Genomic DNA, 25,693 nt, shown 5'->3' with positions numbered 1-25,693 from the left:
TGAGCTATTCACTTAAGACAACCCGGTCTTTTTGCTTAAACCGATAGTTTGCACCGACTATAAGGGCAAAACAGGCTATTCCCAGCAGATCGGTATACATTCCCGGGTAGATGAGGCTTATCCCCGCCAAAAACAGGATCACCCTCACCGGCCAATGTCTGATTGGGGTAAATGCATAACCTTGGATTGCCATACAAATGGCCGTGGTGCCAATCACCGATGTAATGATGATGGGCAGTACGCTCCAACTCAGACCATGAATCAGGATGAGCTCTGGGTTGTAAACGAACATAAAGGGCAGCACAAACATGCATGTGGCAATTTTAGCGGCGGTCCAGCCCGTCTTCATGGCATTGGCATTGGCAATGGCTGCACCGGCATAGGCGGCCAGGGCCACCGGGGGCGTGACAAAGCTGATCACTCCGAAATACAGGACGAAAAGATGGGCGGCCATGGGCTCTACTCCCATGCTGACCAGGGCCGGGGCGATGAGAACGGCTAAAATCATGTAGCAGATCAAGGTGGGCAGTGCCATACCCAGGATGATCGATGCCACCATGGTCAGGAGAAGCAAAGCCAGTTGATTGCCTGAAGCTAAAGATACCAGGATGCCTGAGAAATTGGGCCCAAGCCCCGTCAGATTGACGCAGCCCATAATGATCCCGGCTGTAGCACAGGCCATAGCGATCAATATGCAACCCAGGCTTCCTTCTTTTAGCATATGGAGATACTGCTTCAGGGATAAGCGGTTTTTCCAGTTCAAAAGGTTGATGATGATGCTGGCAGCGATGGTGATGACCCCCGCTCTTTGGGGAGAACTGCCGGTCATGATTAGATAAATCAGAATAACCAAGGGAATGATATAGAACCAGCCTTCCTTGAGGGTCTTTTTTACAGGAACCAGGTTTTCCTTGGGAATCCCGCGCAATTGGGTTCTGGCTGCTTCCAAATCCACCATGATCAGTAAGGCCACATAATATAGAATAGCGGGCAGAGCGGCGGAAACACATACTTTGGCATAGGGTACTCCCAATACTTCGGCCATGACAAAGGCGGCGGCGCCCATGACCGGGGGCATGATCTGTCCTCCCGTCGAGGCCGCTGCTTCAACCGCCCCGGCAAAATGGGGCTTATAGCCCAGTTTCTTCATCATGGGTATGGTGACCGCCCCGGTACTGAGCACATTGGCCACGGCACTGCCGGATATGCTGCCGAATAAGCCGCTGCTGATGATGGCGATCTTGGCCGGCCCTCCCCTTGCCCAGCCAATCAGGGAGCTGGAGAGATCCATAATAAACTGGCCGGTTCCGGTGCCCACCAGAAACTGGGCAACGACGATAAAGATCAGGAGCAGATTGGCGGACACGCCCAAAGCCACGCCGAAAATGCCCTCTAAGGAAATGAGCAGGGTGCTGGTGAGCATCTTGACATCGACGCCGGGATGGGCGAGAAAGGATGGCAAGTGCCTGCCGAATAATGCATAGACCAGGAACACTCCGGCCACGATGGTCATGGATTTTCCGACGACCCGTCTGGTTAATTCCAGGATCAGCACCACGGCAATGGCTCCAAAGATAAAATCCGCCCGGTTGGGAATGCCGATCCGGTCCGCAAAACTGCCGGCGCTGTTCAGTACATAGATACCTAAGGCTACACTGGTAAGGGCCAGCAGGAGGTCGATTGCATAAGCAATCTTATGGCCGGCCAGCTTTTTGGATGGGGGGAACAAGACGAAACCCAGTGCCAGGGCAAAGGTCAAGTGAATCCCACGGTAAACCAGCACATTCAGAACACCGAAAATGGTTGAGTAAATGGTGTAGAGGGTCCAGATCACGGCCAGGGCGCCCACAACCAAAGCCACGCCGCCGGTCAGTGGTCTGCGTTTACCGTCTTCCGCTAAAGCTTCCAGATCTTTCTCGTCCATAGAGTCCAAGTCTTTTTCATCCTTTGTCATGCTTTGACTCCTTCCCATGGGAATACTGCTGAACTTTCCGGTCAGGCTATTTTCCCGATTCCTTCATACTCATGGATCTTATTCGGAAATGATTTGATAGATGGGGGCGCCTTCACACTGGGCAGGCATTCTGACCCCGGTAAGTGCCGCGATGGTAGGGGCAACATCCGCCTGCCTGATCACCCGTTCCGTGACGCAGTTTTCCTTGATGCCGGGTCCGGCCGCCACAAAGAGGGGAGAAACGGAAGTACCGGCATACCCCCATTGGGTGGAAAGGGAATCGGCGTGGATCTTATTGAATCCTTCTTCGGTGAAATAAACGATATCCCCGCATTCAGGGCCGCCCATGCCGAAGTGGACGGCGTCTTTGTTGCGCACCGCTACGGAAATAACCCGGCGGCCGGTATGGGGATCACGGTAGTTATAGAGATCGGAAATAATCTGAGTCTCCAGTTCATACTTGTCCGCGGGCTCCACAATGCCATGGGGATTTCTGCCCTTCAGATTGATATAGATATGATCGCCGCGGATGGCAATGGCTCTGGTTTTGCTCCAGTCAATTTCTTTGGTATCCCTGCCCTTTTCATCTTTAACCATGACGGTGTACCCTAGTTCGGCCATGACAGGCACATTCACACCGTGGATTTCACCGAGAATCACCCCGTGGTACTCCTGGGTAAGCAGCCCATGATCAGAAGTGATGATCACTGTCCAGCCCTGATCAAGGAAGGGCAGGAATTTGCTCAGATAACGGTCGGTCTGGCAATAGGCTTCTTCCTGGTATTGCTGATAAGTAAGCTCATTGTTATCCTTCCATTCTTCCTGGTTGCAGGCGTAATGCCAGAAGTAATGCCCTACTCCGTCCAGGTTATGGAGATGGGAGAAGATCATATCGTATTTGTTATTCTTCATAAAATAGGTCAGACACTCTGCCTGCCAATTGCAGTAATTTTCCCAGGAGGGGAGCATGGTTTCCCGCACCAGGATCTCATTGGAACCGTTGACCCGGAAATTTACCGGCACATTGCCGATCTTCTCCACAACTTCCTGGTACAGGCTTTTGGGGTGGAAGTAGTCATCACGGCCCACCTGAGAGGCATTGTTGATAATGAGATTGAATTTAGAGCCGTCTTCCGCCAGTTCCAGCAGCTGATAATTGCGGTTGCAGGGGACGTTTTCACCCTGATCGTTTTTGACCGTGTCCCTGACATCGAACCGGATCTCCCCTTTTTTCAGGGTAAGGTAGGGGGCCGTCTCTTTTTTGGATTTATAGAACTGAACCGAGTCATAAACACCTTGTTGGTTGGGCACGATTAAAGCCGGGCGCCGTTCCAGGCCGCCGGAGACAAAGAAGGTAAACTCTTTGGCCTCCGCCGGTGCCTGGGCCCAGCCTGCGGCAGGTTTGATGGCCGCTTTGACGGTATCGCAGACCATATTGCCCAGGGCTTCAATTTCGCACTCCTCTTGTTCAGTAATACTGAATTGAAAGCCTTTGGCATGATTCCCGGCGGCAATGACTTTGCGGAAAACAGAGGTTTCCGCCTCTTCCCCGTCTTCCATCAACTCGGCTGCGTTGTCAATAATGCAGCCTTGGCCCTGAGCTACGTGAGAGGTGTTGGGCAGGTATTGGCTGGAAGCAATTTTCTCCGAGCCGGTGACCACTTTGAGGAGATCCAGGAAGGGAATCCCGTTATTGATCCCGGAAGGCTGAGTGCCGTCAACCACATGGAGATTGGGGCTGTCGGAGGTCGGCGGCCAGGAGGAGCCGGGCCAGTGCCAGACTAAGGTTTTTTTGCCGGCTTCTTCGGCAAAGACGTTCCATAAAGGCTCGGCTTTGGATTGGCGGGAATCCAGATTGTAATACATTGTGTCAATATTCACAGGATCGGAGGCAAAAAAACAGGTGATGCCATGGGTGCCGGGATTGGCCCCTGTGGCCAGGGTTGTCCAGAGGGGCGGCGTCACCGTAGGCATTGCTCCCAAAAGTACTAAATCCTCTCTGGCCGACCCTCTTCCGGTAAATTCTTTCAAGGCAGGCATTTTTCCCTGGTCCATGAACTTCTTCGCCAGTCTGGGGTCAAAGCCGTCGACGCCGAGAACGATGACTTTGTCTGTTAATGCTTTTCGTTTCATGCTGAACCTCCTAATACTTAAGATTGGCAGGGTATCTGTCCATCCAGGTTAACTATATAATAGGGCGGGGTTGGCGTGTAGCCATGAATAAGTTATGAAAACCGGTTTGGTTATATTAAAATCGATATAACCTGGTCCCCCTTTTTCTGGTACAATGGGGATATATAAGGGGCGCTGAGCTTTTCAGAGTAGGAGGTTTTTCATATGCGAATCGAATACCTGCACTATTTTATCGAGGTGGCCCGCTGCCGGTCGATCAACAAAGCCAGCAAAAATCTCCGCCTGACCCAAGCCAATCTGAGCAAGATGATGGCAGCTCTGGAACGTCATTTCGCAACCCCGCTGTTTGAACGCTCCAACCGGGGCATTACTTTGACCGAACACGGGAAACGGGTGCTGGAATGGTCTCAAAAAGTGATGGCTGAGCAAACCCAGCTGATCCAGGCTTTTGCTGAAGATAAGACCCATCAAAACAGGCAGGGAAAGTTAACCATTCTCTGTCCGGCCAATATTGCCGGAGACAGCAATGCCAATGTGATCAATAAATTCACCGGCGAATATCCCAACCTCAAGATCAGTTATCAGGAAATGGGCGTGCCGGAAATTATCAAGCAAGTCCATAAAAACAGGGACTATGTGGGAATTATCATGCTGATTGATCATTTGTATAATGAGTTGATTACAGAGGAACTGTGCTACTATCCCATGCGAGACATCAAATTTGTGGTCTACTCCCATAAGGACAGCCGGTTTGCCAGGCAAGGATTTAAGAGTATTTCCCTCAAAGCCTTAAGCAAGGAACAATTGATTCTTTATAAACCCACCAGCCTCTCTCCCTCCCCTTTTGAAGACCTGTTTGACCAGTATGGTTTGGACAACATCAAGTTTTCTGTCAGCAACTTATTTACCTTCTATGATATTTTGCAGAAAGGCCAGTACATCACCTTAGGCGCTGCCCGGCAAGCGAAGTTTTTCCCTAAGGTTTTGGACGGCTTGGTGACAACCCCGATTCGGGATAAAATCAACTGCCGGATCGGCATCCTGATTCACCGGGAAAATAAAGACAATGCCATGATTCAGCAATTTATCAGATTTTACAGCGAGTCTAAGTAAGGCGCTATTCCGGTACAATGTATTGAAGCGAAAAGCAGGAGCGCTTTGGTGCGCCACGAAAATGAACCCCGCGGTTGCGCGGGGTTCTTTATGGCTGCGGTATTCTTAATTCAAGTCACTTCATCCCCTCAGACAATGGACATATCGTATAGTAAGCAGGCTGTCCTGCTGTCCTGGGAGGTTGGGATGAGAGCCGGATCGGTCACTTTACATTTTTCCATGGCCACAGGGCAGCGTGTATGGAAACGGCAGCCGGCGGGGGGATTGGCCGGGCTGGGGAGATCTCCTTTTAAAAGAATCCGCTCTCTGTCCCGCAGCCTGGGATCGGGTAAGGGTACGGCGGCTAATAAGGCCTTGGTATAGGGATGATGAGGGTTGGCGAACAGTTCCTCTTTCCCGGCGAATTCAGCGATTTTGCCTAAATACATGACGGCGATTTGATCACTGATGTGTTTGACCACTTGAATTCCGTGGGCGATAAACAGATAGGACAGTCCCAAATCCTTTTGAATTTCTTTCAGCAGATTGAGGATTTGGGCTTGAATGGATACGTCCAGGGCGGAAACAGGCTCATCACAGACGATCAGTTTGGGCTGGAGGGCAAGGGCACGGGCAATGCCGATTCTTTGTCTTTGTCCCCCGGAGAATTCAATGGGATACCTGCTGCCGTGATAGGCGGCCAGCCCCACTCTTTCCAGCAGTTCATCCACTCTTTTCCCCCGTTCTTTATGGGTCCCCACTTTATGAAGAACAAGGGGCTCGGCAATAATATCGGCGACCGTCATGCGGGGATTCAGTGAGGAATAGGAATCCTGGAAGATCATCTGCAGGTTCTTGCCCATGGCTTTTTTGCTTTTGTACTCGGAAAGCTTTCTCCCTTCAAAATAGATCTCCCCGGCGGTGGGCTCGCTAAGCCCCACCACCATGCGGCCGATGGTTGATTTCCCGCAGCCGGACTCCCCCACCAGACCCACGGTTTGACCGGGGTAAATATCCAGACTGACACCGTCCACAGCTTTCACGGAATTGCTTTTTTGGCCGAAAAGCCCGCTTCCCACCGGGAAGTGTTTTTTAATGCCCTGCAGTGACAAGAGCGGTTGCTTCTCTGTCATCTTCATCATCCCCCTTCCCTGATGTGTGGAGCCAGCAGGAAACCCGGTTCCCTGAAGGGTGCTGCTCCAATTCAGGAGCAGCCTCGTGACATTTCACCATGGCCGACCCACAGCGGGTCACGAAATTACAGCCTGGGGGCAGTTCCAGGGGATTGGGCACCACCCCCGGAATGGCGTCCAGGGTTTCCTTGGAGGGTCCGGACAATGAGGGAATACTGACCATCAGCCCCTTGGTATAGGGATGCTGAGGATGGGCGAAAATGTCTTCCACATTACCTTCTTCCACAATCTTTCCGCAATACATGACCAGCACCCGGTCGGCGGTTTCCGCTACAACACCGAGGTCATGAGTAATCAGGAGGATAGAAATCCCAAATTCCTTCTGCAAATCTCTTAACAGATTTAAGATCTGGGACTGAATGGTCACGTCCAGGGCTGTGGTCGGTTCGTCAGCGATCAGCAGTTTCGGATTGCAGGCCAGGGCGATGGCGATCATGGCTCTTTGCCTCATCCCGCCGGATAATTGGTGGGGGTAATCCTTGAGACGCCTTTGGGCATCGGGAATACCGACTTTATTGAGCAGCTCCAGGGCGGTTTTTTGCGCTTCTTTAGGGCTGACTTTTTTGTGAAGCAGAATCGCTTCGGCAATTTGCCTGCCAATGGGATGGACCGGGTTGAGGGCGGACATGGGGTCCTGGAAGATCATGGCGATGTCGTTGCCGCGGATCTTTCTTAATTCTTTTTCCTTTAGTTTCAATAAGTCCCGGCCGGCAAAGAGGATGGAACTGTCCGGACGGTATTTGATGGCGCCGGCATTCAATCTCATGATGGAAAGGGAAGAAACACTTTTCCCGCTTCCTGATTCACCGACTAAGGCGACAATCTCACCTTTGGCAATGGTGAAGGAAACGTCATCCACAGGCTTGATCTCACCTTTGGACGTGGGGATGTAGGTTTTTAAGTGATTGACTTCCAGCAAGGGTGTTTCTGTCTTCAAGTATCTCCCCCCTTTTTAGAATATCCTTTGTTGTTTGGGATCAAGGGCTACCCTCAGACCATCGCCGAGGAAGTTGCCGGCCAGGATGGTCAGCATGATGGCAATCCCGGGATAAACGATCATCCAGGGATTAATGTAAATCAGACTGTAGCCTTGCTGGATCAGGTTCCCCCAGCTGACATCGGGAGGCTGAGCGCCCATGCCCAGAAAGCTGAGGGTGGTTTCCGTAAGGATGGCCATACTGAGATTGAAGGAGGCCTGGACAACGATGGGCGGGGAAATATTGGGCAGAATGTGCCTGAACATAATCCAGACAAAGCCTGCCCCGGAGATCTTCGCCGCCTCCACATAGGGCTCCAGCCGGACCTGCAGGGTCTGCCCTCTGGCCAGTCTGGCGAATTTCGGGGTAAAGACAATCCCGATGGCCATCATGGCGTTCCAGAGGTTGACGCCCAGGGCGCTGGTAATGCCTAAAGCGAGGATGAGGGCGGGAATGGCGATGATGGCATCGACGATGCGCATGAAAACATCATCGATCACACCGCCGAAGTAACCGCTTAAGACCCCCAAAGGCACCCCGACCAGGAGGGGAATCATAATGGCAAACAGGGCCGACTTAATGGCCGTCTGGGAGCCCATGAGCATTTTGCTCAAAACATCACAGCCCAGCCCGTCCGTACCCAGCCAGTGCTCGGCACTGGGGAGCTGCATGACTTTGGTTAAATCTTGCTTGAAGGGGTCATAAGGTTGAATATGAGGAGCAAGCAGGGCGACGATGACGAGCATAACCAGGAAAATAAAGCTGGCAAAAGCGAGTCTTTCCGCCATCAAGCGTTTAAAAATCGTTTTAAAACTCATAGTAAGCTCCCCTCTAATACTCGATTCGCGGATCCAATAAGGCATACACAATATCGGTCAGGAAGTTAATGACCACGACCATCACAATCATGACCAGGACGACACCCTGGACCACGGTGAAATCCCGCTGGCCAATGGCATTGATTACCAGCTGGCCCATGCCCGGAATGGCAAAAATGTTTTCCACAACCACCGTGGCACCCAGCATGGTGCCCATTAAAAGACCGATGGTGGTGACCACGGGCAGCATGGCGTTTTGCAGGCCGTGCTTGAAAATCGCCCGGTAGCGGCCGGCCCCTTTGGCATAGGCCGTGCGTATATACTCCGCATCCATGGTTTCCATCAAGGAGGAGCGCAATTGCCGGGTGATGACGGCTATCCCGGCTAAGCTCAGGGAAAAGCCGGGCAGCAGGATATGCTTTAAAAAGGAGCCCGCGCCGTCGGTAATGCTGATAAAGCCGGTGGCCGGCAGCCAATTCAGGTTTAAGCTGAAAATAATAATCAGGATCATAGCACATAAAAAATTGGGTACCGCCGTGCCCAAGGTGCCTAAAAAGCGGGCGGCATAGTCCATCCAGCTCTTGGGAAAGTAAATGGAGGTAATGGCAAAAAACATCCCGCCGGCAATGGCAAAGGTCATGCCCACGGCAACCAGCTGAATCGTAATGGCAAGGTGCTGCTGGATGGCGTGTCCGACCAGTTGTCCGGTAAAGAGGGATCTCCCCAAATCCCCATGAACCGCGTTATTCAACCAATGAATATATTGCATAATCACCGGTTGATCCAGTCCTAATTGCTGGCGCAGTTCCGCCACTTTCTCATAGGTGGCATTTTCACCGAGAATGGCCAGGACCGGATCACCCGGGATGAGCAGGATTAGAGAAAAGACGACGAGGGTGGTAATGAACAGCATGGGGATGACGTAAAGGAAGCGCCGCAGCATGAATTTCAGAAACATGATTCCCCTCCTTTAAAATGGAGTGAAGCAGGATCGAAATCCCACTTCACTATTTCAACTACAGATTATTTTTGCTCCACCCAAAGGGATGAGAAGATCGCCTTTCCTAGCAGATTCGGCTCAAAGCCTTGGATCTTCTTGCTCATCGCGGCTGTCATGGGTTGGGAGAAGGTGGGGATGGAGAAGGCATTTTCCACGACGGAAGTGTTGACTATTTTCTTATACAGCCCGGCCCGTTGATTCTGATCGGTGGTGGCCGCAGCCTCTTTGATCAGTGACTCAAGCTCCGAAGTCGTGGCTTTGCCCGGATTATAATAGCTGTCTTTCCCGTAAAGGCTGGCAATGGTCATCTGCGGATCAGGCCGCCCGGACCAGTTGCCGGTGAGGGCATTGGTTTCTTTGTCGCCGAGAAAACTCTGCACGGCTGCGTTGGGTTCCAGGGTTTTAATCGTAACGTTGATTCCCACCTCTTCCAGCTGCCCTTTAATCCCATTGGCCAGCCTGGTCCACCATTCAATGGGATAGGTGGTTAAGGTGAAGGAAACATTGCTGAGACCGGCATCTTTCAGCAGCTGTTTGGATTTTTCCGGGTCATAGGGTATGTTGATGCTGTCGTCATGGGCCCAGTAATCTTTAGGGAAGGGCTGAACAGCCACTGTCCCCTGGCCGAAGTTAATCGCATCGATCAATTGCTGACGATTAATGCCATATAATACAGCCAATCTGGCCGCTTTATCGTTAAAGGGCGGGGCATCCGTGCGGAGATAAATCATATTCAAAGCCAGGGTGTTGGTAGGACTTAAGACAATATTCGCATCAGCTTTTAAGGTGGCAACCATCTGGGGCTGAACATTGGGCAGGAAATCAACCTGACCGGTTTTCAGGGCATTGATCTGGGAATTGGCATCAGGAATCACTTTGACCGTCAGTTTATCCAGATAGGGCAGGCCCTTTTGCCAGTAATCCCGGTTGGCTTCATAGCCAATCTCGCCATTGGGAATATGATTGGTGACGATGAAGGGACCGGCGCCCACGGGATGGAGGGAATAATCTGCCCCATGGGTCTTCACTGCCGTCGGGGAAACCATCATGCCGCCCCGATCCGATAAAGCCAGGATGATGGATGAATCAGGCTGGGACAACTGCAGCTTCACCGTTTTATCGTCAACGACTTCCACACTTTGGATATTCTTTAAATCACTGATTTGTGAATCCGTGGAATTGACGCGATCGATATTAAATTTGACAGCCTCGGCATTGAAGGGCGACCCGTCGGAAAACTTTACACCCTCCCGCAGATGGAGAAGGATTGTCGTGTTATCCGGGAATTCCCAGGATTCGGCCAGGCCCGGTTCCGGCTTCATATCCGGGCTGAATTTAACCAAGGTATCATAGAGGGGCCATAATAAGGCATGGTCATTGCCTGTGGTCCCTTTGATGGGGTCAAAGTTGGTCACATCCGCCACATAGGCCACCGTTAATGAGCCGCCATGCTGGGGGGTGCCCGGTGATTCACCGGCTGGATTGGCAGTTGGGGGGGTATCCGGTGTCTTGGTTGAACCTGATTGCGAACCGCATCCTGAGATGACCATCATCAAAACAACGAAAAGCGTTACCATCGTGAGACTTCTTCTTTTTAGTTTTGACATTGCCTTTCCTCCTTTATATTTGCAAAGATATATTGGCAAAGACTTGTTCCCAATTCATGGTTGCAGCAGGCATTCCTCCTTCGTTTAATTTTTAAAGACGTGTTCCCAGCTCAAGCGTTGGCGGCCGTCAGGGTCATTGACGACCTCATTATGAGTATTGAAAAGCATGGTGGCCCGGATTTCCTCATCGTAGGGGGGCCAATCAGGCAATCCCGGTATGTTCGGATCGCCATGGCGGGCGAAAGCAATCCAGGCTCGATGCATCAGTCCGGCCAGTTGGAAGCGGCAGGGATCTTTTCCTGTCAGCTCTTCCGTTTCCTGAGCAAGCAAGGTATTCCAGACAAAAGGAATCTCCAGGCCATGAAAAGCCTTGGCCTCTCCTCCTAAGGCCTTGCTTGCATAGTCAAACCGATACATCCAGACAGGCGCACCATGCTTTGCCTGGCCTTCACTGAAATAAATAGCCGGATAGGTAAAGACATAATGAGTCATCGCATCTTCATAGCCTGCCTGATTCGAGGCCTGGTTCAATGCTTTGCTCAAGGCTTGATTCAAGGCGTCCGCCTGGGCAGCACTGTGGGAACCAGCCGCCCAGCTTGAGCCAAATGTCCGTTCCAAAAAAACCTTGATTTCACTTTCATCCATGTCTTTCCACGCCGGATCGAAATATGTAAACAGCTTGTTTTCATGGGCGTTGGTACCCACCAATACCGGAATATCCTTGGCCAACCCTGCATACAGCACTTTTTCCGGATGTTCGGCGATAACAATGCCGTCGCCGACCGGACCAAAGGCCCGGCGCGGCAAAATCCCGCTGGCCTCGATAATCTTTTCTGCAGGAAGGTCTGCCAATTCGGATAAATTTTGCCGATCAATCTGGAGCTGAGCAAGGAGCTGTTCCGTCATTTTCACCGCTGCTTCCAGGGTTACTTTACAGCGGGCCGTCCCGCTCTGCAGGATGGCTTTGTGAAAAAGCCCCCGGGCCAGGGGCATGGCCAACAGATTGCCCACACTGACAGCTCCCGCCGATTCACCGAAAATCGTCACATTATGGGGATCACCGCCAAAGGCTTCAATATTTTCCCTGACCCATGTTAAGGCGGCCACTTGATCCAGAAGTCCGCAATTTCCTGACCCCCGGTAGGCTTCACCCCCTATATCGCTTAAATGGAGAAATCCAAACACACCCAGGCGATAATTGAGGGTGACCACCACCACATCCCCTTGTTCGGCGAAGGATTTCCCGTTATACAAATGGCTTGAACCGGAGCCATACATAAAGGAACCCCCATGTATCCAAACCAGCACAGGCCGTCTTTTCCGATCGGCGCCTGGGGACCAGATGTTGAGATATAAGCAATCCTCCCTTTTATGCAGCGGCGAGTCACCCAAAAACTTCATGGAGGGGCTCTCCCCCTGGAGTGCCGCCGGACCAAACTCTTTGGCTTCCCTCACCCCTGCCCAGGCCCCCGGTTCCCGGGGCGGACGGAAGCGGAGAGAGTGAAGGGGCGGGGCCGCATAAGGTATCCCTTTCCAAATGCTGACCCCGCCTTCCCTAATCCCTTCCACCAGACCAAAGCGGGTTTCTACTAGGGTCGCTGACATATTAAGCATCCTCCCTTTCTCCGTGCCGGAGACATGGCATGATGGGGATCTTTCCCGGCATCAGCCCTCGACAACAAGGGCGATGCCCTGCCCGCCGCCGATGCAAAGGGTGGCCAGGCCCAGCTTATCCCGGCGTTTTTTCATTTCGTGCACTAAGGTGACGAGAATACGGGTGCCGCTGGCGCCGATGGGATGCCCCAGAGCAATAGCCCCGCCATTGACGTTCACCTTCTCCCCGGGGAAGCCCAATTCTTTGGTGACAGCTAAAGCCTGTGCGGCAAAGGCTTCATTGGCTTCGATCAGATCAAGCTCATCCAGGGCAATGCCTGCTTTCTGCAAAGCCTTTTTCACGGCATTGACCGGCCCGACACCCATAATCGCCGGGTCCACCCCTGCCATGCCGTAGCCTTTAATGGCCGCCAGATAAGGAATCCCCAGGGCAGCGGCTTTTTCTTTACTCATCAGCACACAGGCCGCGGCGGCATCATTGATACCGGAAGCATTGCCGGCGGTTACCGTGCCGTCTTTTTTAAAGGCCGGTTTTAACTTGGCTAAGGTTTCCACCGTTGTGCCGGCCCGGGGATATTCATCCCTGTCGAAAATAACCGGTTCCCCTTTTCTTTGGGGGATCGCCACCGGGACAATCTCCTCTTTAAAGCGGCCTTTTTCCATCGCCGCCACGGCCTTAGCCTGGCTCCAGGCCGCAAACTCATCCTGCTCCCTGCGGCTGATGCCATATTTTTCGGCGACATTTTCCGCCGTAATCCCCATATGATACTCATTGAAAGCACACCACAGGCCATCCTTGATCATGCTGTCCACAAGGGTGCCATGGCCCATGCGCTGGCCCCATCTGGCCTGGTCCAGGAGAAAGGCCGCATCCGACATGCTTTCCATCCCGCCTGCCGCTACGATCTCGGCATCCCCGGCCCTAATGGCCTGGGCCGCGGCAATGACCGCTTTAAGTCCTGAACCGCAAACCACATTGATGGTCTGGGCTGTCGTTTCCACAGGCAGCCCTGCTTTCAAGGCCGCCTGGCGGGCAGGATTCTGCCCCAGTCCGGCTTGCAGCACATTGCCCATAATGACTTCATCCACTTGCTTCCCCTGAATACCTGCTCTCTGCACCGCTTCCCGAATAACCAATGCTCCCAAATTAACGGCCCCATACCCCTGCAAAGCGCCTCCGAAGGAGGCGATGGGGGTACGAACCGCACTGACGATGACGACATCCTGCAAATTTAGCCCTCCCCGCTGTTCATGTCTTCACCCCGGCCCTGCCGGGCTGACCTCTTATCTGTAGATATAGCCGCCGGCCACCAGAATTTCCTCGCCGGTAACGAAGGAAGACTCTTCACTGCACAAATAAGCGATGACGTCCGCCACTTCCGAGGGCTGCCCCATCCGTTTAAAGGCGGTCTTGTTGATGTAATCTTCCAAAGCCTGCTCCGGCACGGCCCGCATCATCTCCGTGTCGATCACCCCCGGGCGCACGCAGTTGACGTTGATGTTGTATCTTCCCCCTTCTCTGGCCAGACTCTTGGTAAAGGCAATGGTGCCCGCTTTGGTGAAGGAATAATTGGCCTGCCCGGCTTCGCCGCTGGAATTGGTGGAGGACAAATTGCAAATCTTGCCGTACTTTTTCTCTCTCATAATCAGCCAGGCTTCCTGGGTGCAGTTAAACAAACCTTTGCCGTTGACGGCCATCACATCATCCCATTGCTGCTCCGTCATTTTATGAAAGATGGCATCCCGGGTAATTCCGGCATTATTGACAAGGATATCCACCGTCCCAAACTTGGCCATAATCTCTGCAAAAGCAGCCTTCACACCCTCACGGCTGACCACATTGCAGCCCAGACCGATCACCTTTTCGCCGCTGGGATCCAGCTCCAGAGCCAATTGCCGGGCGCCGGCAGCATCCACATCAAGCACCGCAACCTTTGCTTCCTCCCCATAAAACTTTCTGACAATCGCTTCCCCGATCCCTTTGGCTCCGCCGGTAATCACAGCAACTCTGCCCGCAAATTTTGCCATAAATAAACACCTTCCTCTTCCTGCTTTTTGTCTTGGAGATTCCTCCCCAACAACTTTCGAGTCACTATGTTTATACAAGCAAAAAGCATGCCAGATCATGCGGAGGTTTTCAGCTTTGATTTGGCAGGCCTTTTTAGGAATTTTCAGAATACGACTCCAGAGTGCAGGCCCTGGTGTGTGGTAAATCTGCAATATTCTGCGTAGCGTAATTGCAATATGTCTTATTATTACGACCACTTAAGAGCGCTTGCTGCGCATTCGGGGGGCCGTCGGTTCGGTTCGGCATGATTCTGGGTACGACAAAACAAGGGCTGTGTCAAAACTCACCTCCGAAAAACCGAAGTGGGTGCAAATAACCAAAGACGTCCTCCCTTCACTATAATAGTGGAGGCAGGACGCCTTTTTTAATGATTATACAAGCAAAAGCGGGGATGCCAAGAGGCTATCAACAAGTTTTGACACAGCCCCCATACTATGCCGGAAACAAATCACGATCAGACACAGGAAAAATGCAAGCATCGCTGAGAACGCTCCCAGAAGCAGTTCCCTTAACGTATGGCGTTTCAACGTGAGCGAAGACCACAGGATGGCTCCAAGCAGCAGCACACAGGGAATAATGGTCTTGCCGCCGATAAAGTATACCGTCAGCAACAGCGGCCCCGTAATGCTGGAGGCGTGACCACTTGCCCTTACCCCGATCACCCGGTTAAAAAAGGTTAGAATCAATACCGAAGCGAGATAAACCAGAAAAATAAAGAGCAGTTCTCCGCTCACTCCCGCAATCATACCCCACAGCACTGCGCCGGCATAGCCGATCAGGCTGAGTATGAATGCCAAGTTTCGCTGCCCGTCTCTCCCCTTGGCTTTGCAGCGGGGAAAAAGACGGGAAAACGGATAGGCCAGCAGCGGTATGACCGAGAGGAAAAAAACGGACAGCAACAGCTCCCCTGCACTGGTAAAAACGCCCTTGTGCTGAAAGAACAGAAAAAGCAGCAAGGCCAGAACCATAACCGGCGGCACAGTGATGACGCGGACAGCCTGAGCGGCTTTCTCTCGTCTAGTCATTGCGGCTATCCCCCCAGAAGAACAGCGCTACCGTACCTGGACCAGTGTGGCTGCCGATCGTCGTGCCTACATGATTGATTTCCACAGAACCGTTAAGGTTTTTGAAGCGTCCTTCCACAAGGTCGGCGACGGCACGGGCGTCTTCATAACATCCGGCATTTGAAATATAACACTTGCCACCGTATGACAGCCCGCCCTGGGCGTGTTCCGCCATTCGATCCACAATCTCTGTGATGACGCGTTTTTTGCCGCGCACTTTTTTCCGGGGTATCAGCTTGCCGTTATTATCCATATTAAGCAAAGGGCAGACGCCAAGCAAGGTACCGAAGAAGCCCGCTGTTTTTGAAATACGGCCGCCCTTAATGTAGTATTCCAGCGTGGTGGAAAAGAACCAATGGTGCATTTCCAGTTTATGAGCTTCTAACCAGGTATATAGGCTATCCAGATCCATCCCCGCAGCCTTTTTTTCAGCCAGTGTATCCATGATCAGACCGTAGCCGGAAGATGCTCCCAGTGAATCCACGATATATATCCTGCGCTGTGGAAAGCGCTCCTGTAAAATATCCTTGGCAGTATGTGCCGAATTGATAACTCCCGTCAGTCCTGATGAGAGGCAGACATGGAGAATATCCCGCCCTTTTTCGAGAAAAGGCGTGAAGTAGGCAACAAATTCGTCCGTATTTACCTGAGAGGTCATCGTTGCAGCCCCGCTTGCCATGGCGCTGTAAAAATTATCAAAAGGGATCGAGTGTCCCAGATCATCCAAATATTGCTCCCCATCCAGTGAAAAATGAAAGCAAACGTAATGAATATTCTTTTCTGAAAAATGCTCAGCGCTCAAATCTGCGGTTGAGCAGCAGCTTAATATATAGTCTTGCATAGGCTACCTCCAGATATATCTTACAGTTTGACAGATAACTTAACAGATGTTAAGATCATAGCATTTATAAAGGAATGATACAATTTACACAATCTGGTATTCGTTAGTTATCTATACAAAAACGGCGGAGTGTATAACCAATGGCTGAAGATAAGCGTATCCGAAAAACAAAACGATATATTAAGCAGACTTTAATCGAAATTCTTACCGAAAAACCCTTTGAACAGATCACGGTTACAGAGCTGTGCAAAAGATCCGACATCAGCCGTATTACCTTTTATGCCCACTATAATGACAAATTCGCTCTGGTTGACGAAATGTTCGCTGAAATGCTGGAAAGCGCTACCAGAGACTACCGAAACAGTCAAAAGGAAAACAACCCCGCTAATGATACCATACAGACCTTCTGCAATCTGCTGGATTGTATTTTCAATCTCTATAACGAGAATATGTCGCTGCTGACTTACACCACCATTGACAAAAACCCCTATTTATACTACATGTTTTACAGCTACATCGTACGGAATGTTGAGCTGGTAATCATTCACAGAGACAAAGTCATTAAGCCGAAATACTCCATCAAGCAGGTAAGCGGCTTTATCTGCAACAGCCTATGGGCGTTCATCATCGAAGCGCAGACCGAAGGAAGCACAATCAATATGGTGCGAAAAGACGCAAAGAAAGTATTGACCGGAATACTGGAAGCCAATATCGTAACGGAAATGCGGGATAATGACCCGGAAAAAGAAGGGTAGAATCTGCGCAAAGGAAAATGAGGCAGCAGGGCTGAAAAAACCAGTGTTTTCAACTACCTGGCATAGCCCCCCTTAATGATAAAGGGCCGTGAGAAAATTAAGATTTTCACACGGTCCTCTCTTCTTGTTCTTCGATGTTCAATGCTCAATCCTGATCCCTCAGCTGGACGACCTGAACCTTGCGGTAGATGGCTGAGCGGTCGATACCCAAGATCCGTGCGGCTTCACTGACGCACCCCTGGCAGTCCTGCAAAGTATTCTTAATATACTCCTGCTCCACTTGACTCATGACCTTTTTGAGAGGGGCTTTGGCCTTGACCTGAATGCGCAAGGTCCCGTTCTCCTCCTGATGGGAGCCCGCGGCACGATTGTCCGGCGGATAGGGCATTTCTTCAACCTGGTAATCGATGACCCGGCCCCTGGTCGTAATCGCCAGGCGCTCAATTAAATTGCGCAATTCGCGGACGTTTCCGGGCCAGCTGTAGTTCAGAAACCCCTTGAGGGTTTCCGTTGAAAACACCTTGTCGTATCCATATTTTTTATTGAGTTCCTTCAATAAGACATCGCTGATGGCCATAATATCCTCCGGGCGGTCCCGCAGGGGCGCCAGCTGCAGAGGCACCACATTGATGCGGTAAAAAAGATCTTCCCGGAAGGTTTTATGCTCAACCATCTTCTTTAAATCACGGTTGGTGGCACAGATCAGGCGAAAGTCCACTTTGCGGGAATGGATGCCCCCCAGTCTTCTCACCTCGCCGTTCTCCAGAACCCGCAATAATTTGGCCTGCAGGACAAGGGGCATCTCCCCGATCTCATCCAGGAAGATGGTTCCCCGATCGGCCAGTTCAAATAAGCCGGGTTTTCCTTTGGCATCGGCGCCGGTAAAGGAGCCTTTTTCATAACCAAACAACTCTGCTTCAATCAGGTTTTCGGGAATGGCTGAACAATTCACGGTGATAAAGGCTTCCTTGGCCCGGCGGCTGATACTGTAGATATATTTGGCCAGTATTTCCTTGCCCGTACCGGATTCGCCGTACAACAGGACCGAAGACTCGGTGGGTCCTACCCAGTTGGCTTCCAGCAGCAGATTCTTCATGGCGGTACTCTCGGCGACCAGATGCCGGTCCTTAACCCCTTGCTCCCTGAGGTACTGGACCTCCTCTTTATAGCGCTGCACAAGTTCCCGCTCTTTATCCAAAGTCTGGGCCAGTTTCACCAGGGTATCCCGGTCCCGGCTGTTGCTGATGACCATGGTGATATTGCCTTGGCTATCGAATAAGGGCCGGCTGGTGCACATCAGATTGATCCCGTCCCTGGTTTTGATCATTCCGGTCACGGTGGTTCTTTTTTCAATGGCTTCCAGGGCTATGGATTTATCCCAATGCCCTTGTTCAACAAGCTCCCGGATATTTCTACCGACCATTTGGGTAATCGTCAGGTTCAGCAGCCGTTCGGCCGTAGGGTTGGCCATTAGGATATTCCCCACAGCATCGGTAACAAAAATGGAATCATAAGAATTATCCATGACTTCTTCAAGGGAATAGGAATTGCTGGGCATGGTACTCGGCTCAATCATTGATCATTCACCCTTTTTATATTAATTCTCATGATTCTTTGGTGAGAACAGTCGCTGTCGATCTGGCCCGCCAGCTGGATCACTATAAATCAATTATAAGTGATTATAATTTTTTGAACAATACTCTCCGGCTCAATCCGTCGTATTTATTACACATGTCGCAAAATAACCACATTTCGCGTTGCAGTATTACGATAGCTCTCCTGTCACCGGAAATACAGTACCCCTCATTTCACCCCCGGAAGCTCTCTCCACCAGGTTTTTCCTTGACTGCCCCGGCGGTTGGCATGGTTATTGCTACAGATTGAGTTCAGACAAACATTTTATAGCTGGAGAGGAGCGTCTAACCCATGGATTGGAAAGAAACCTATAAGAAGCGTTTAACAACTGCTGATGAAGCCGTAAAAGTCGTTCAATCGGGCGATTTTGTGATACCCGGCCATGCGGCAAGCGAATCGGAGCTGCTGGTCAGTGCTCTCGTCAAACGTTACCGGGAGTTGGAGAATGTCACCATTATCCAGGGGGTCTCCCTGGGCAGCTCGCCTTACTGCCAACCGGAAATGGCAGGCCATTTTTTCTTAAAATCCATCTTCCTCGGCGCCAATACCCGGAAATCGGTCTGGGACAACCGGGGCGCCTTCTTCACCCTGATGTTTCATGAATTCCCCCGGGCTTTCCGGGAAGGCCATTTGCGGTCCGATGTCTTTATGACCATGGTCAGCCCTCCCGATGAGCATGGCTACTGCAGTCTGGGCATGTCGGTGGATCACTCCAAAGAGCTGGTCAAATGCGCCAAAACCGTGATCGCCGAGGTCAATCCTAATGTTCCGCGGACCTATGGCGATACCCTTGTCCATGTCAGTGATCTGGATTATATCGTGGAAAACGACGGTCCGATTCTGGAGCTGACCCGTTTTGCGGCCATGAACGACGTCACCCAGGCCATCGGCCGCCATGTGGCGGCGCTGATTCAAGACGGCGATACCCTGCAGATGGGTGCCGGGACCATTCCCGATGCCATCCTCTATTACCTCAAGGATAAGCGGGATCTGGGCATTCACACGGAGATGTTTTCCGACGGTCTGATCGAATTGATTGAGGCCGGGATCGTCAACGGCTCCAGGAAGACCCTGAATCCGGGAAAAATCGTCGTCACCTTTGCCCAGGGGACGAAGAGGGTTTACGACTATATCCATAACAATCCCCTGTTTGAGTTTCGCCCGGTGGATTATGTCAACAACCCCTGCGTCATTGCCCAGCATGACAATATGGTGGCCATCAATTCCGCTCTGGAGGTGGACTTAAGCGGCCAGGTCTGTGCTGAGGCCATTGGTCATCAGCAATACAGCGGTATCGGCGGCCAATTGGATTTTATCCGCGGCGCCGGGGCTGCCAAAAATGGCCGGCCCATCATCGTTCTTCAATCCTCAGCCAAAAACGGCACCGTATCCAGAATTTCCTGCAAGTTCAAGCCGGGAACCCCTGTCACCACCACCCGCAATGACGTGCGCTGGGTTGTGACGGAATACGGGGCTGTCAATCTGTATTGCAAATCGGACAGTGAAAGAGCGGCGGCGCTGATCAGCATTGCCCATCCCAACTTCAGAGAACAGCTGCAAGAGGAGTATCAGGCCATGTACGGCCGGGCTCTCTAGAATCAGGAGGTAAAGATCATGAGCTTTGTCAAAAGTAAAGAGGATATCGTTTGTGTCAGTGCCGTGCGGACTCCTTTCGGCAAATTCGGCGGCTCCATGAAGGATATCGATGTCTACGAACTGGGGGCCATTGCCATGAGCAAGGCTATGGCCAAGATCAGCCTGGACCCGGCCCTCATCGATGAGGTATGGTGGGGCAACGGCGATACCAGCAGCACCAAAGATCCCTTCACACCGGTGGTGGCGCGCCAGACCATGCTTAAAGCCGGCATCTCACCGGAGACCCCGTCCATCACCTACGACCAGGCCTGCACCTCAGCCCTGAGCACCGTTAAATACGGCGCCCGCAGCATCAAACTGGGGGAAGCCCAAATGGTCATGACCGGAGGTTCCACCAGCTTCAGCACGGTGCCCTTTTTGCTCCGGGATATACGCTGGGAAGGAAAAAAGCATTCTTCCTTTCTGGTGGAAGACCCGATTATTCCCTTGGGCTATAAGGATTATGCACCTGTAGCGGTAGATTCCGGCAATGTCGCTGTGGAGTATGGGGTATCCCGACAGGAACAGGATGAGCTGGCCCTGGCCAGCCATGTCAAATACGGGCAGGCCTGGGAACGGGGATTTTTCAAGGGTGAAATGGAGCCCCTGGAGATTACGAAAAAGGACAAAAAAGGGAAAGTTCTCTCCGCTCAACTCCTGGCTAAGGATGAACAATACCGCCCTGAGATCAGTATGGAGAATCTGGCCCGCTTAAAACCCATTTTCGACAACCCGACCTGTACCGCAGGCAATGCTCCGGGAATGAATGACGGAGCTGCCGCTCAGATCATTACCACCAGAGAACATGCCGAGCAATTGGGGCTGCCGATTCTGTATACTCTGGTGGGAATTTCCGCCATCGCCCTGCAGCCGAGAATTATGCCGGTATCCCCTGCTTTCGCTATTAAGAAATGCCTGGATGAGGCCAAGCTGACTATCGACGACCTGAAGGTCATCGAAATCAATGAAGCCTTTGCCTGTGTTCCCTTGGTCTCCCTGAAGCTCCTGGCCAATGAACGCTTCTTAACCAGCGACTATAAGGCGATGGTCAAAGAAGCTTCAGCCCAACCCATCCTGGATCATGATCCTGAGCGCTATCTGAAGCTGAAGGAAAAGCTCAACCCCAATGGAAGCGCCATCGCCGTAGGTCATCCTAACACGGCCAGCGGGGCCCGCCTGATGATGACAGCGGCCTATCAGCTCCAGGAAACGGGCGGAGGCTATGCCGCCTGCGCCATCTGCGGCGGTTTAACCCAGGGCGCCGGAGCGATCATCTGGGTGGAGTAAGCAATACTTTGCTTTTCATTCCCTAAGTCCAATGTGGACATTTACAATGACTGAGAATCCCGGAAAATGTCTGGACACTCACCGAGCAGCAGTTTCGTTATAATTAGAGAATAAGACTTGGCATAACCAAGTCTTATTCTCTAATGTGTTCCTTTATCCAGTTGATTATATCCTTTTCGTCGATTGTCCCTTCGTTGTCTTTTCAATACTTAGAACCCTGATCATTTTGCTAACTCCTCAAGGGCTTCACGATTTTCATTAATAACTGGCTCCATCAGGGTTTCAATTTCTCTCTGATCTTTAGTCTTTATGAATTCAACAAAGTCAATGACTTCTTGCTTTTTTTCTTCAGTCAATTGCTCAAACTCTTTTAGAAGCTTTTCTGCTAAAGTCATAGCACGCACCTCTTTTACATATTAACAATTATAATTATACTACATATGACCTTAGATAATCCTACTTAAATTTGTGCCTGAAATGATGCGCATATTTTTGCTGGTCTCCCCAATGACACAAAGGAATATCCCTCTTAACTCGCCATGTTCCCTTTTATAATTAACTAATTTAAAAGCTTCTCCAAGAAGTTCAGCTCTTAGAGAAGCTTTTTTTGTGATTGATAAAATAGGAATGCATTCAACCGTTTTCTAATTTCCCTAATTGTAAATATAAATTTTCCAATTCCAACTGTACGAGAGTAAGCTTCTCTTCCGAATCTACAGACAAGGTCTTTGCTTTCTGCGCCATCTCGATAGCATCTGCAATCATAGCACTAATACTGACTAAAGATCGCTCTACCCTTTTATCCAGTAGGTTAATAACTTCTCGCTCCATAGACCCCTCCCGAACGCAAAGCAAATTATCCCCTCAATTTTAAGGGAATATCCCTTAAAAGTCAATAAGGGATATCCCCTTACTGCATAATTATTGGGAGGTGATTACTGTGTATGAGAGAATCCGTAATATGCGGGAAGACATGGATATGACACAGTCCCAGATTGCAGAGCATCTGAATATTCATCAGACAACCTATTCTGATTATGAGATTGGCAAACTAAACATACCAGTGCAGGTTCTAGGAAAAATCGCGGACCTGTTTGGAACCAGCATTGACTATCTGGTAAACCGCACAGATGTCAAAAAACCCTATCCCCGCAGGAAGTAATTGTAGGATAAGCGGCAAAAGGAAAAACCGTTAAAGCACAGAGGTATTCGCCTCTGCCTTGACGGTTCTTTTCTTTTCATTTTCTTTCTTCCTATTTTTATGACAGCATTCAGCCTGCCCTGACTTTGAGTAGGTGTCAGATCAGGCTAAGGCAACTCAAGAAAGGTTTTGTCAGCCCATCTGAGTGGCCAGGATCTTGTTGTTTTGATTTCATGTGTTGACTTTTTCTGTATATCATGTCAAACTGTTATTACAGCTCAACTGAAAGGATGATATCATTGGAGATCATACAACAAGTTCAAAAAAGAATGCTCGTAAGTCTGGCTCAAATTGCAAAAGATATCGATCTTCATGAGGGTGATTATCTAGCAATTGAAGAGCGTGATGGCGGGATTTTCCTTCGTCCTGTTACATGGATTGATAAAAGTCAAGCCTATATCTGGACAAAAGAATGGCAAGAAAAAATTCGCCGTTCGGAGGAAGATATGGCGGATGGAAATTATCAAACCTTTGAAAATATGGAGGATTGCATCAATGATTTGGAGGAAATGATCGATGCCCGTTCTAATAAAAACCAGGGGATTTGATTTGGACTTCGCAAGTCTTTCCTTACTGGAAATGAAGCAAACGGTGAAGGCCCTTCGATTACTTGCTACAAATCCACGGCATCCTTCCCTCCAAACTCACAAAGTGAAAGGTACCTGCTTCATGGAAGCCTATGTCAATATGGATATTCGAATTCTCTCTGAACGAACAAGCGATACGATTATTTTAAAGGCTGTTGGCCATCATGATATTTTGAAAAATATGTAATCCGAGGTCCTGAAAATGGGCTATTAATCTTAAGATGATACACGATTGTTAGTTAAGGAAAAACCGTTAAGGCACAGAGGTATTCGTCTCTGCCTTGGCGGTTTTTAGTTTTTATTTCATCTGAGACAGCAACCATCATTTCCTTCCCTTGTAAGTTCAGTTTGCTTCACTCTGATATCGACCCCATTCATCGGAAGCAAATCGGCTGTGAACAGCAAGAGGCCCCCATAAACGGGCAGCGTTGTATCATAAGAATTTTCTTTTCATTTTCCTTCTTCCTTGTTAAAATAGGATCAGTTAGCAATTGCTAACCGATCCTATTTCTATGACAGCATTCAGCCTGCCCTAAGCTTTGAGCAGGTGTCGGATCAGCATAACCCTCAAAAAGCTAAAGAAAGAAGGCCACCAGCATGAAAAATCAACCCGCCCTGGATACCCACAGTATCCAGAGTACCATGCTCCTGCCTCTTTGGGGGCGGGCTGCCGCCAGTGAGAAAAACCCCGACATTCTCTACGACCGGCAGGCTATCGAGATTATTAAGAACTGCGATTATGATTTTGACAGCATTGCTAAAGTTTTCGGCGAGTTCAGCGGCATCTGCTATGTGGTGCGGGCCCGCCAAATTGACGATGCCATCCGCGCTTATATGCAGACTCATCCCCGGGCTGTCATAGTCAACATCGGGGCCGGGCTGGACACCACCTTCTCCAGGGTGGATAACGGCCTGATCCGCTGGTACAATCTTGACCTGCCCGATGCCATTGCTTACCGGCAGAGCTTTATCCCGGACTCGGAGCGCAGCCAAAGCATTGCCAAGTCTTTCTTTGATACCACCTGGTTTGAGGATGTCCATTTTACCCCGGAAGAGGGCATTATGTTCGTGGCCGGAGGGGTCTTCTATTATTTCCGGGAAGAAGAGCTGCGGGAAGTGGTGGCGGCCATGGCCCGGCGTTTTCCCGGGGGAGAGCTCTACTTCGATGCGGAATCGAAGCAAGCGGTGGATAAATCCAACCGTATGGTGCAGAAGACCGGCAATCAGAGGGCTCCCATGTATTTTTACGTCAACGATGCCGCCGCTTTGAACCGCTGGGCACCGGAGATCAGCGTGGTTTCCTGCCTTGATTATTTTGCCGGGATTCCGCGGAGCAGGCAATGGAGCTGGCGGAGCCGCCTGATGGCCCGGGCCTCGGCCTGGATGGGCCTTATGAAATTCATTCATCTGCGTTTTTCCCATGGGAGGTAAAAACGACCGGCAAGGGGGTAAGTTTTTATGTTGAGAGTCAGTCATATCATCTACAAAGTGGATCATCTGCAGCAGGCTGTGGAGGATTTTCGCCGGCGGGGCTTTGAGGTGGAGTACGGCACGAAGCGCAGGCCTTATAACGCCCTTATCTATTTTTCCGAAGGCCCTTATCTGGAACTGTTGGCTTCCACCGGCATGCCCAAACCGCTGAAAAGGCTGCTGCGCTTTTTCGGCAAAGATGCCATGGTCGACCGGCTGGATTATTGGGATTCCCATGGGGGAGGTCCTTGTGGTTTAGCGTTGGAAACACTCAAAAAAGACCTGAATGAAGAAAGAAAGGTACTGGAACGGCAGGGGCTGGGTTATTTTCTGATGAAATCCGGCCGCAGCGATACCAAGGGCCGCAAGCTGCGTTTTACCGGCCTTTTTCCTGACGACATGCAAATTCCCTTTTTTATGACCTATTTCAATATTGACCCTAAGCCCCGGAACTTTACCCATCCCAATGGAGTAAAAAGGATCGGGAGCATTGCCTTTGGTACAGAAGAGCGCTATATTCCTCTGATTCGAGAGCTATGCTCTGACGAAATGCTCCACCTCTTTGTAGGGAAGGGTATTAAAGATATGGAATTCGAGTATGCCCCGGGCAGCACTCCCGTAAGCTTGGACTAGGCCAAGTGCAGATGGGCCGGTTTGGCTGAGCTTAATCCAAGACTTAACTAAAAAAGCCAATCCGATATCACCGGCACATAATTTAAGCGAAGTAGCTGATGCTCCTTTTATTTACTTTGTGGTATACTC

24 protein-coding genes are annotated in these 25,693 nt (G+C 50.7%); 9 read left to right on the top strand and 15 right to left on the bottom strand.

Translation table 11 applies throughout. From position 1 onward, the window contains the following. Window positions 1–4: 4 nt before the first annotated feature. Window positions 5–1,972, bottom strand: coding sequence for a TRAP transporter permease (locus tag DHAF_RS03140; protein WP_041271912.1), 1,968 nt, complete (start codon window positions 1,970–1,972; stop codon window positions 5–7). 60 nt (window positions 1,973–2,032) lie between these two features. Continuing rightward, window positions 2,033–4,087, bottom strand: a complete 2,055-nt coding sequence (locus DHAF_RS03135) for an alkaline phosphatase family protein (RefSeq protein WP_015942885.1) — start codon at window positions 4,085–4,087, stop codon at window positions 2,033–2,035. A gap of 204 nt (window positions 4,088–4,291) precedes the next feature. Between DHAF_RS03135 and DHAF_RS03130 the strand changes: the two genes are divergently transcribed. After that, on the top strand, window positions 4,292–5,200 hold the full coding sequence (locus tag DHAF_RS03130) for a LysR family transcriptional regulator (protein WP_015942884.1): 909 nt from the start codon (window positions 4,292–4,294) through the stop codon (window positions 5,198–5,200). A 128-nt stretch (window positions 5,201–5,328) separates the two neighbouring features. Here the strand turns inward: DHAF_RS03130 and DHAF_RS03125 are convergent, their stop codons facing one another. The 10 genes from DHAF_RS03125 to DHAF_RS03080 form a co-directional block, all read right to left on the bottom strand. Then, on the bottom strand, window positions 5,329–6,312 hold the full coding sequence (locus tag DHAF_RS03125) for an ABC transporter ATP-binding protein (protein WP_015942883.1): 984 nt from the start codon (window positions 6,310–6,312) through the stop codon (window positions 5,329–5,331). Continuing rightward, the gene (locus tag DHAF_RS03120) at window positions 6,272–7,309 is read right to left on the bottom strand and encodes an ABC transporter ATP-binding protein (protein ID WP_015942882.1); all 1,038 of its coding nucleotides are present in this window, start codon (window positions 7,307–7,309) and stop codon (window positions 6,272–6,274) included. Before DHAF_RS03120 ends, DHAF_RS03125 begins: the two co-directional genes overlap by 41 nt. Window positions 7,310–7,324: 15 nt before the next feature. Continuing rightward, window positions 7,325–8,167, bottom strand: coding sequence for an ABC transporter permease (locus DHAF_RS03115; protein WP_015942881.1), 843 nt, complete (start codon window positions 8,165–8,167; stop codon window positions 7,325–7,327). A 13-nt stretch (window positions 8,168–8,180) separates the two neighbouring features. Then, window positions 8,181–9,125, bottom strand: a complete 945-nt coding sequence (locus tag DHAF_RS03110) for an ABC transporter permease (RefSeq protein ID WP_005813354.1) — start codon at window positions 9,123–9,125, stop codon at window positions 8,181–8,183. 65 nt (window positions 9,126–9,190) lie between these two features. Next, window positions 9,191–10,774 (bottom strand): ABC transporter substrate-binding protein, encoded by a 1,584-nt coding sequence (locus DHAF_RS03105; RefSeq protein ID WP_015942880.1) that lies wholly within the window; start codon window positions 10,772–10,774, stop codon window positions 9,191–9,193. 84 nt (window positions 10,775–10,858) lie between these two features. Then, window positions 10,859–12,379 carry a carboxylesterase/lipase family protein gene (locus DHAF_RS03100; protein WP_015942879.1) on the bottom strand — a complete coding sequence of 507 codons (1,521 nt, stop codon included), beginning with the start codon at window positions 12,377–12,379 and terminating at the stop codon, window positions 10,859–10,861. Between the two features lie 60 nt (window positions 12,380–12,439). After that, window positions 12,440–13,618 (bottom strand): acetyl-CoA C-acetyltransferase, encoded by a 1,179-nt coding sequence (locus DHAF_RS03095; RefSeq protein WP_015942878.1) that lies wholly within the window; start codon window positions 13,616–13,618, stop codon window positions 12,440–12,442. A gap of 54 nt (window positions 13,619–13,672) precedes the next feature. Next, window positions 13,673–14,416, bottom strand: coding sequence for an SDR family oxidoreductase (locus tag DHAF_RS03090; protein WP_015942877.1), 744 nt, complete (start codon window positions 14,414–14,416; stop codon window positions 13,673–13,675). A gap of 411 nt (window positions 14,417–14,827) precedes the next feature. Then, window positions 14,828–15,481: a hypothetical protein gene (locus DHAF_RS03085; protein ID WP_015942876.1), complete on the bottom strand. Its 654-nt coding sequence runs from the start codon at window positions 15,479–15,481 to the stop codon at window positions 14,828–14,830. Beyond that, window positions 15,474–16,361, bottom strand: a complete 888-nt coding sequence (locus DHAF_RS03080) for a DegV family protein (RefSeq protein WP_015942875.1) — start codon at window positions 16,359–16,361, stop codon at window positions 15,474–15,476. The genes DHAF_RS03085 and DHAF_RS03080 overlap by 8 nt, the downstream gene beginning before the upstream one ends. 140 nt (window positions 16,362–16,501) lie before the next feature. On the opposite strand from DHAF_RS03080, the gene DHAF_RS03075 reads away from it, so the two are divergent. Further along, on the top strand, window positions 16,502–17,116 hold the full coding sequence (locus DHAF_RS03075) for a TetR/AcrR family transcriptional regulator (RefSeq protein WP_015942874.1): 615 nt from the start codon (window positions 16,502–16,504) through the stop codon (window positions 17,114–17,116). Window positions 17,117–17,261: 145 nt separating this feature from the next. Here DHAF_RS03075 and DHAF_RS03070 read toward each other — a convergent pair whose 3' ends face one another. Then, the gene (locus DHAF_RS03070) at window positions 17,262–18,692 is read right to left on the bottom strand and encodes a sigma-54 interaction domain-containing protein (protein ID WP_005808293.1); all 1,431 of its coding nucleotides are present in this window, start codon (window positions 18,690–18,692) and stop codon (window positions 17,262–17,264) included. A 350-nt stretch (window positions 18,693–19,042) separates the two neighbouring features. On the opposite strand from DHAF_RS03070, the gene DHAF_RS03065 reads away from it, so the two are divergent. Both DHAF_RS03065 and DHAF_RS03060 read left to right on the top strand, forming a co-directional pair. Beyond that, window positions 19,043–20,347, top strand: coding sequence for an acetyl-CoA hydrolase/transferase family protein (locus DHAF_RS03065; protein ID WP_011459193.1), 1,305 nt, complete (start codon window positions 19,043–19,045; stop codon window positions 20,345–20,347). Between the two features lie 18 nt (window positions 20,348–20,365). Then, window positions 20,366–21,673, top strand: coding sequence for a thiolase family protein (locus DHAF_RS03060; protein ID WP_015942873.1), 1,308 nt, complete (start codon window positions 20,366–20,368; stop codon window positions 21,671–21,673). 221 nt (window positions 21,674–21,894) lie between these two features. Here the strand turns inward: DHAF_RS03060 and DHAF_RS26000 are convergent, their stop codons facing one another. Both DHAF_RS26000 and DHAF_RS03055 read right to left on the bottom strand, forming a co-directional pair. Next, window positions 21,895–22,068 (bottom strand): hypothetical protein, encoded by a 174-nt coding sequence (locus tag DHAF_RS26000; RefSeq protein WP_015942872.1) that lies wholly within the window; start codon window positions 22,066–22,068, stop codon window positions 21,895–21,897. A 238-nt stretch (window positions 22,069–22,306) separates the two neighbouring features. After that, entirely contained in the window at window positions 22,307–22,504 is a 198-nt protein-coding gene (locus tag DHAF_RS03055; RefSeq protein ID WP_015942871.1) for a hypothetical protein, read from the bottom strand. A gap of 109 nt (window positions 22,505–22,613) precedes the next feature. Between DHAF_RS03055 and DHAF_RS03050 the strand changes: the two genes are divergently transcribed. From DHAF_RS03050 to DHAF_RS03030, 5 genes are all read left to right on the top strand, one after another. Then, on the top strand, window positions 22,614–22,835 hold the full coding sequence (locus DHAF_RS03050) for a helix-turn-helix domain-containing protein (RefSeq protein ID WP_011459191.1): 222 nt from the start codon (window positions 22,614–22,616) through the stop codon (window positions 22,833–22,835). 278 nt (window positions 22,836–23,113) lie between these two features. Further along, window positions 23,114–23,422, top strand: a complete 309-nt coding sequence (locus tag DHAF_RS03045) for an AbrB/MazE/SpoVT family DNA-binding domain-containing protein (protein ID WP_015942870.1) — start codon at window positions 23,114–23,116, stop codon at window positions 23,420–23,422. Continuing rightward, on the top strand, window positions 23,391–23,648 hold the full coding sequence (locus DHAF_RS26300; RefSeq protein ID WP_015942869.1) for a type II toxin-antitoxin system RelE/ParE family toxin: 258 nt from the start codon (window positions 23,391–23,393) through the stop codon (window positions 23,646–23,648). The genes DHAF_RS03045 and DHAF_RS26300 overlap by 32 nt, the downstream gene beginning before the upstream one ends. A 410-nt stretch (window positions 23,649–24,058) precedes the next feature. Further along, window positions 24,059–24,892, top strand: a complete 834-nt coding sequence (locus DHAF_RS03035; protein ID WP_015942868.1) for a class I SAM-dependent methyltransferase — start codon at window positions 24,059–24,061, stop codon at window positions 24,890–24,892. 27 nt (window positions 24,893–24,919) lie between these two features. Continuing rightward, a complete protein-coding gene (locus DHAF_RS03030) occupies window positions 24,920–25,564 on the top strand; it encodes a VOC family protein (RefSeq protein WP_015942867.1) in 645 nt (214 codons plus the stop codon). Window positions 25,565–25,693 lie beyond the last annotated feature (129 nt).

Source organism: Desulfitobacterium hafniense DCB-2 (assembly GCF_000021925.1).
In the GTDB taxonomy this organism is placed as follows: Bacteria; Bacillota; Desulfitobacteriia; order Desulfitobacteriales; family Desulfitobacteriaceae; genus Desulfitobacterium; species Desulfitobacterium hafniense.
Note: the sequence above shows the minus strand (reverse complement) of the source record. Positions and strands in the feature narration are given on the sequence as shown.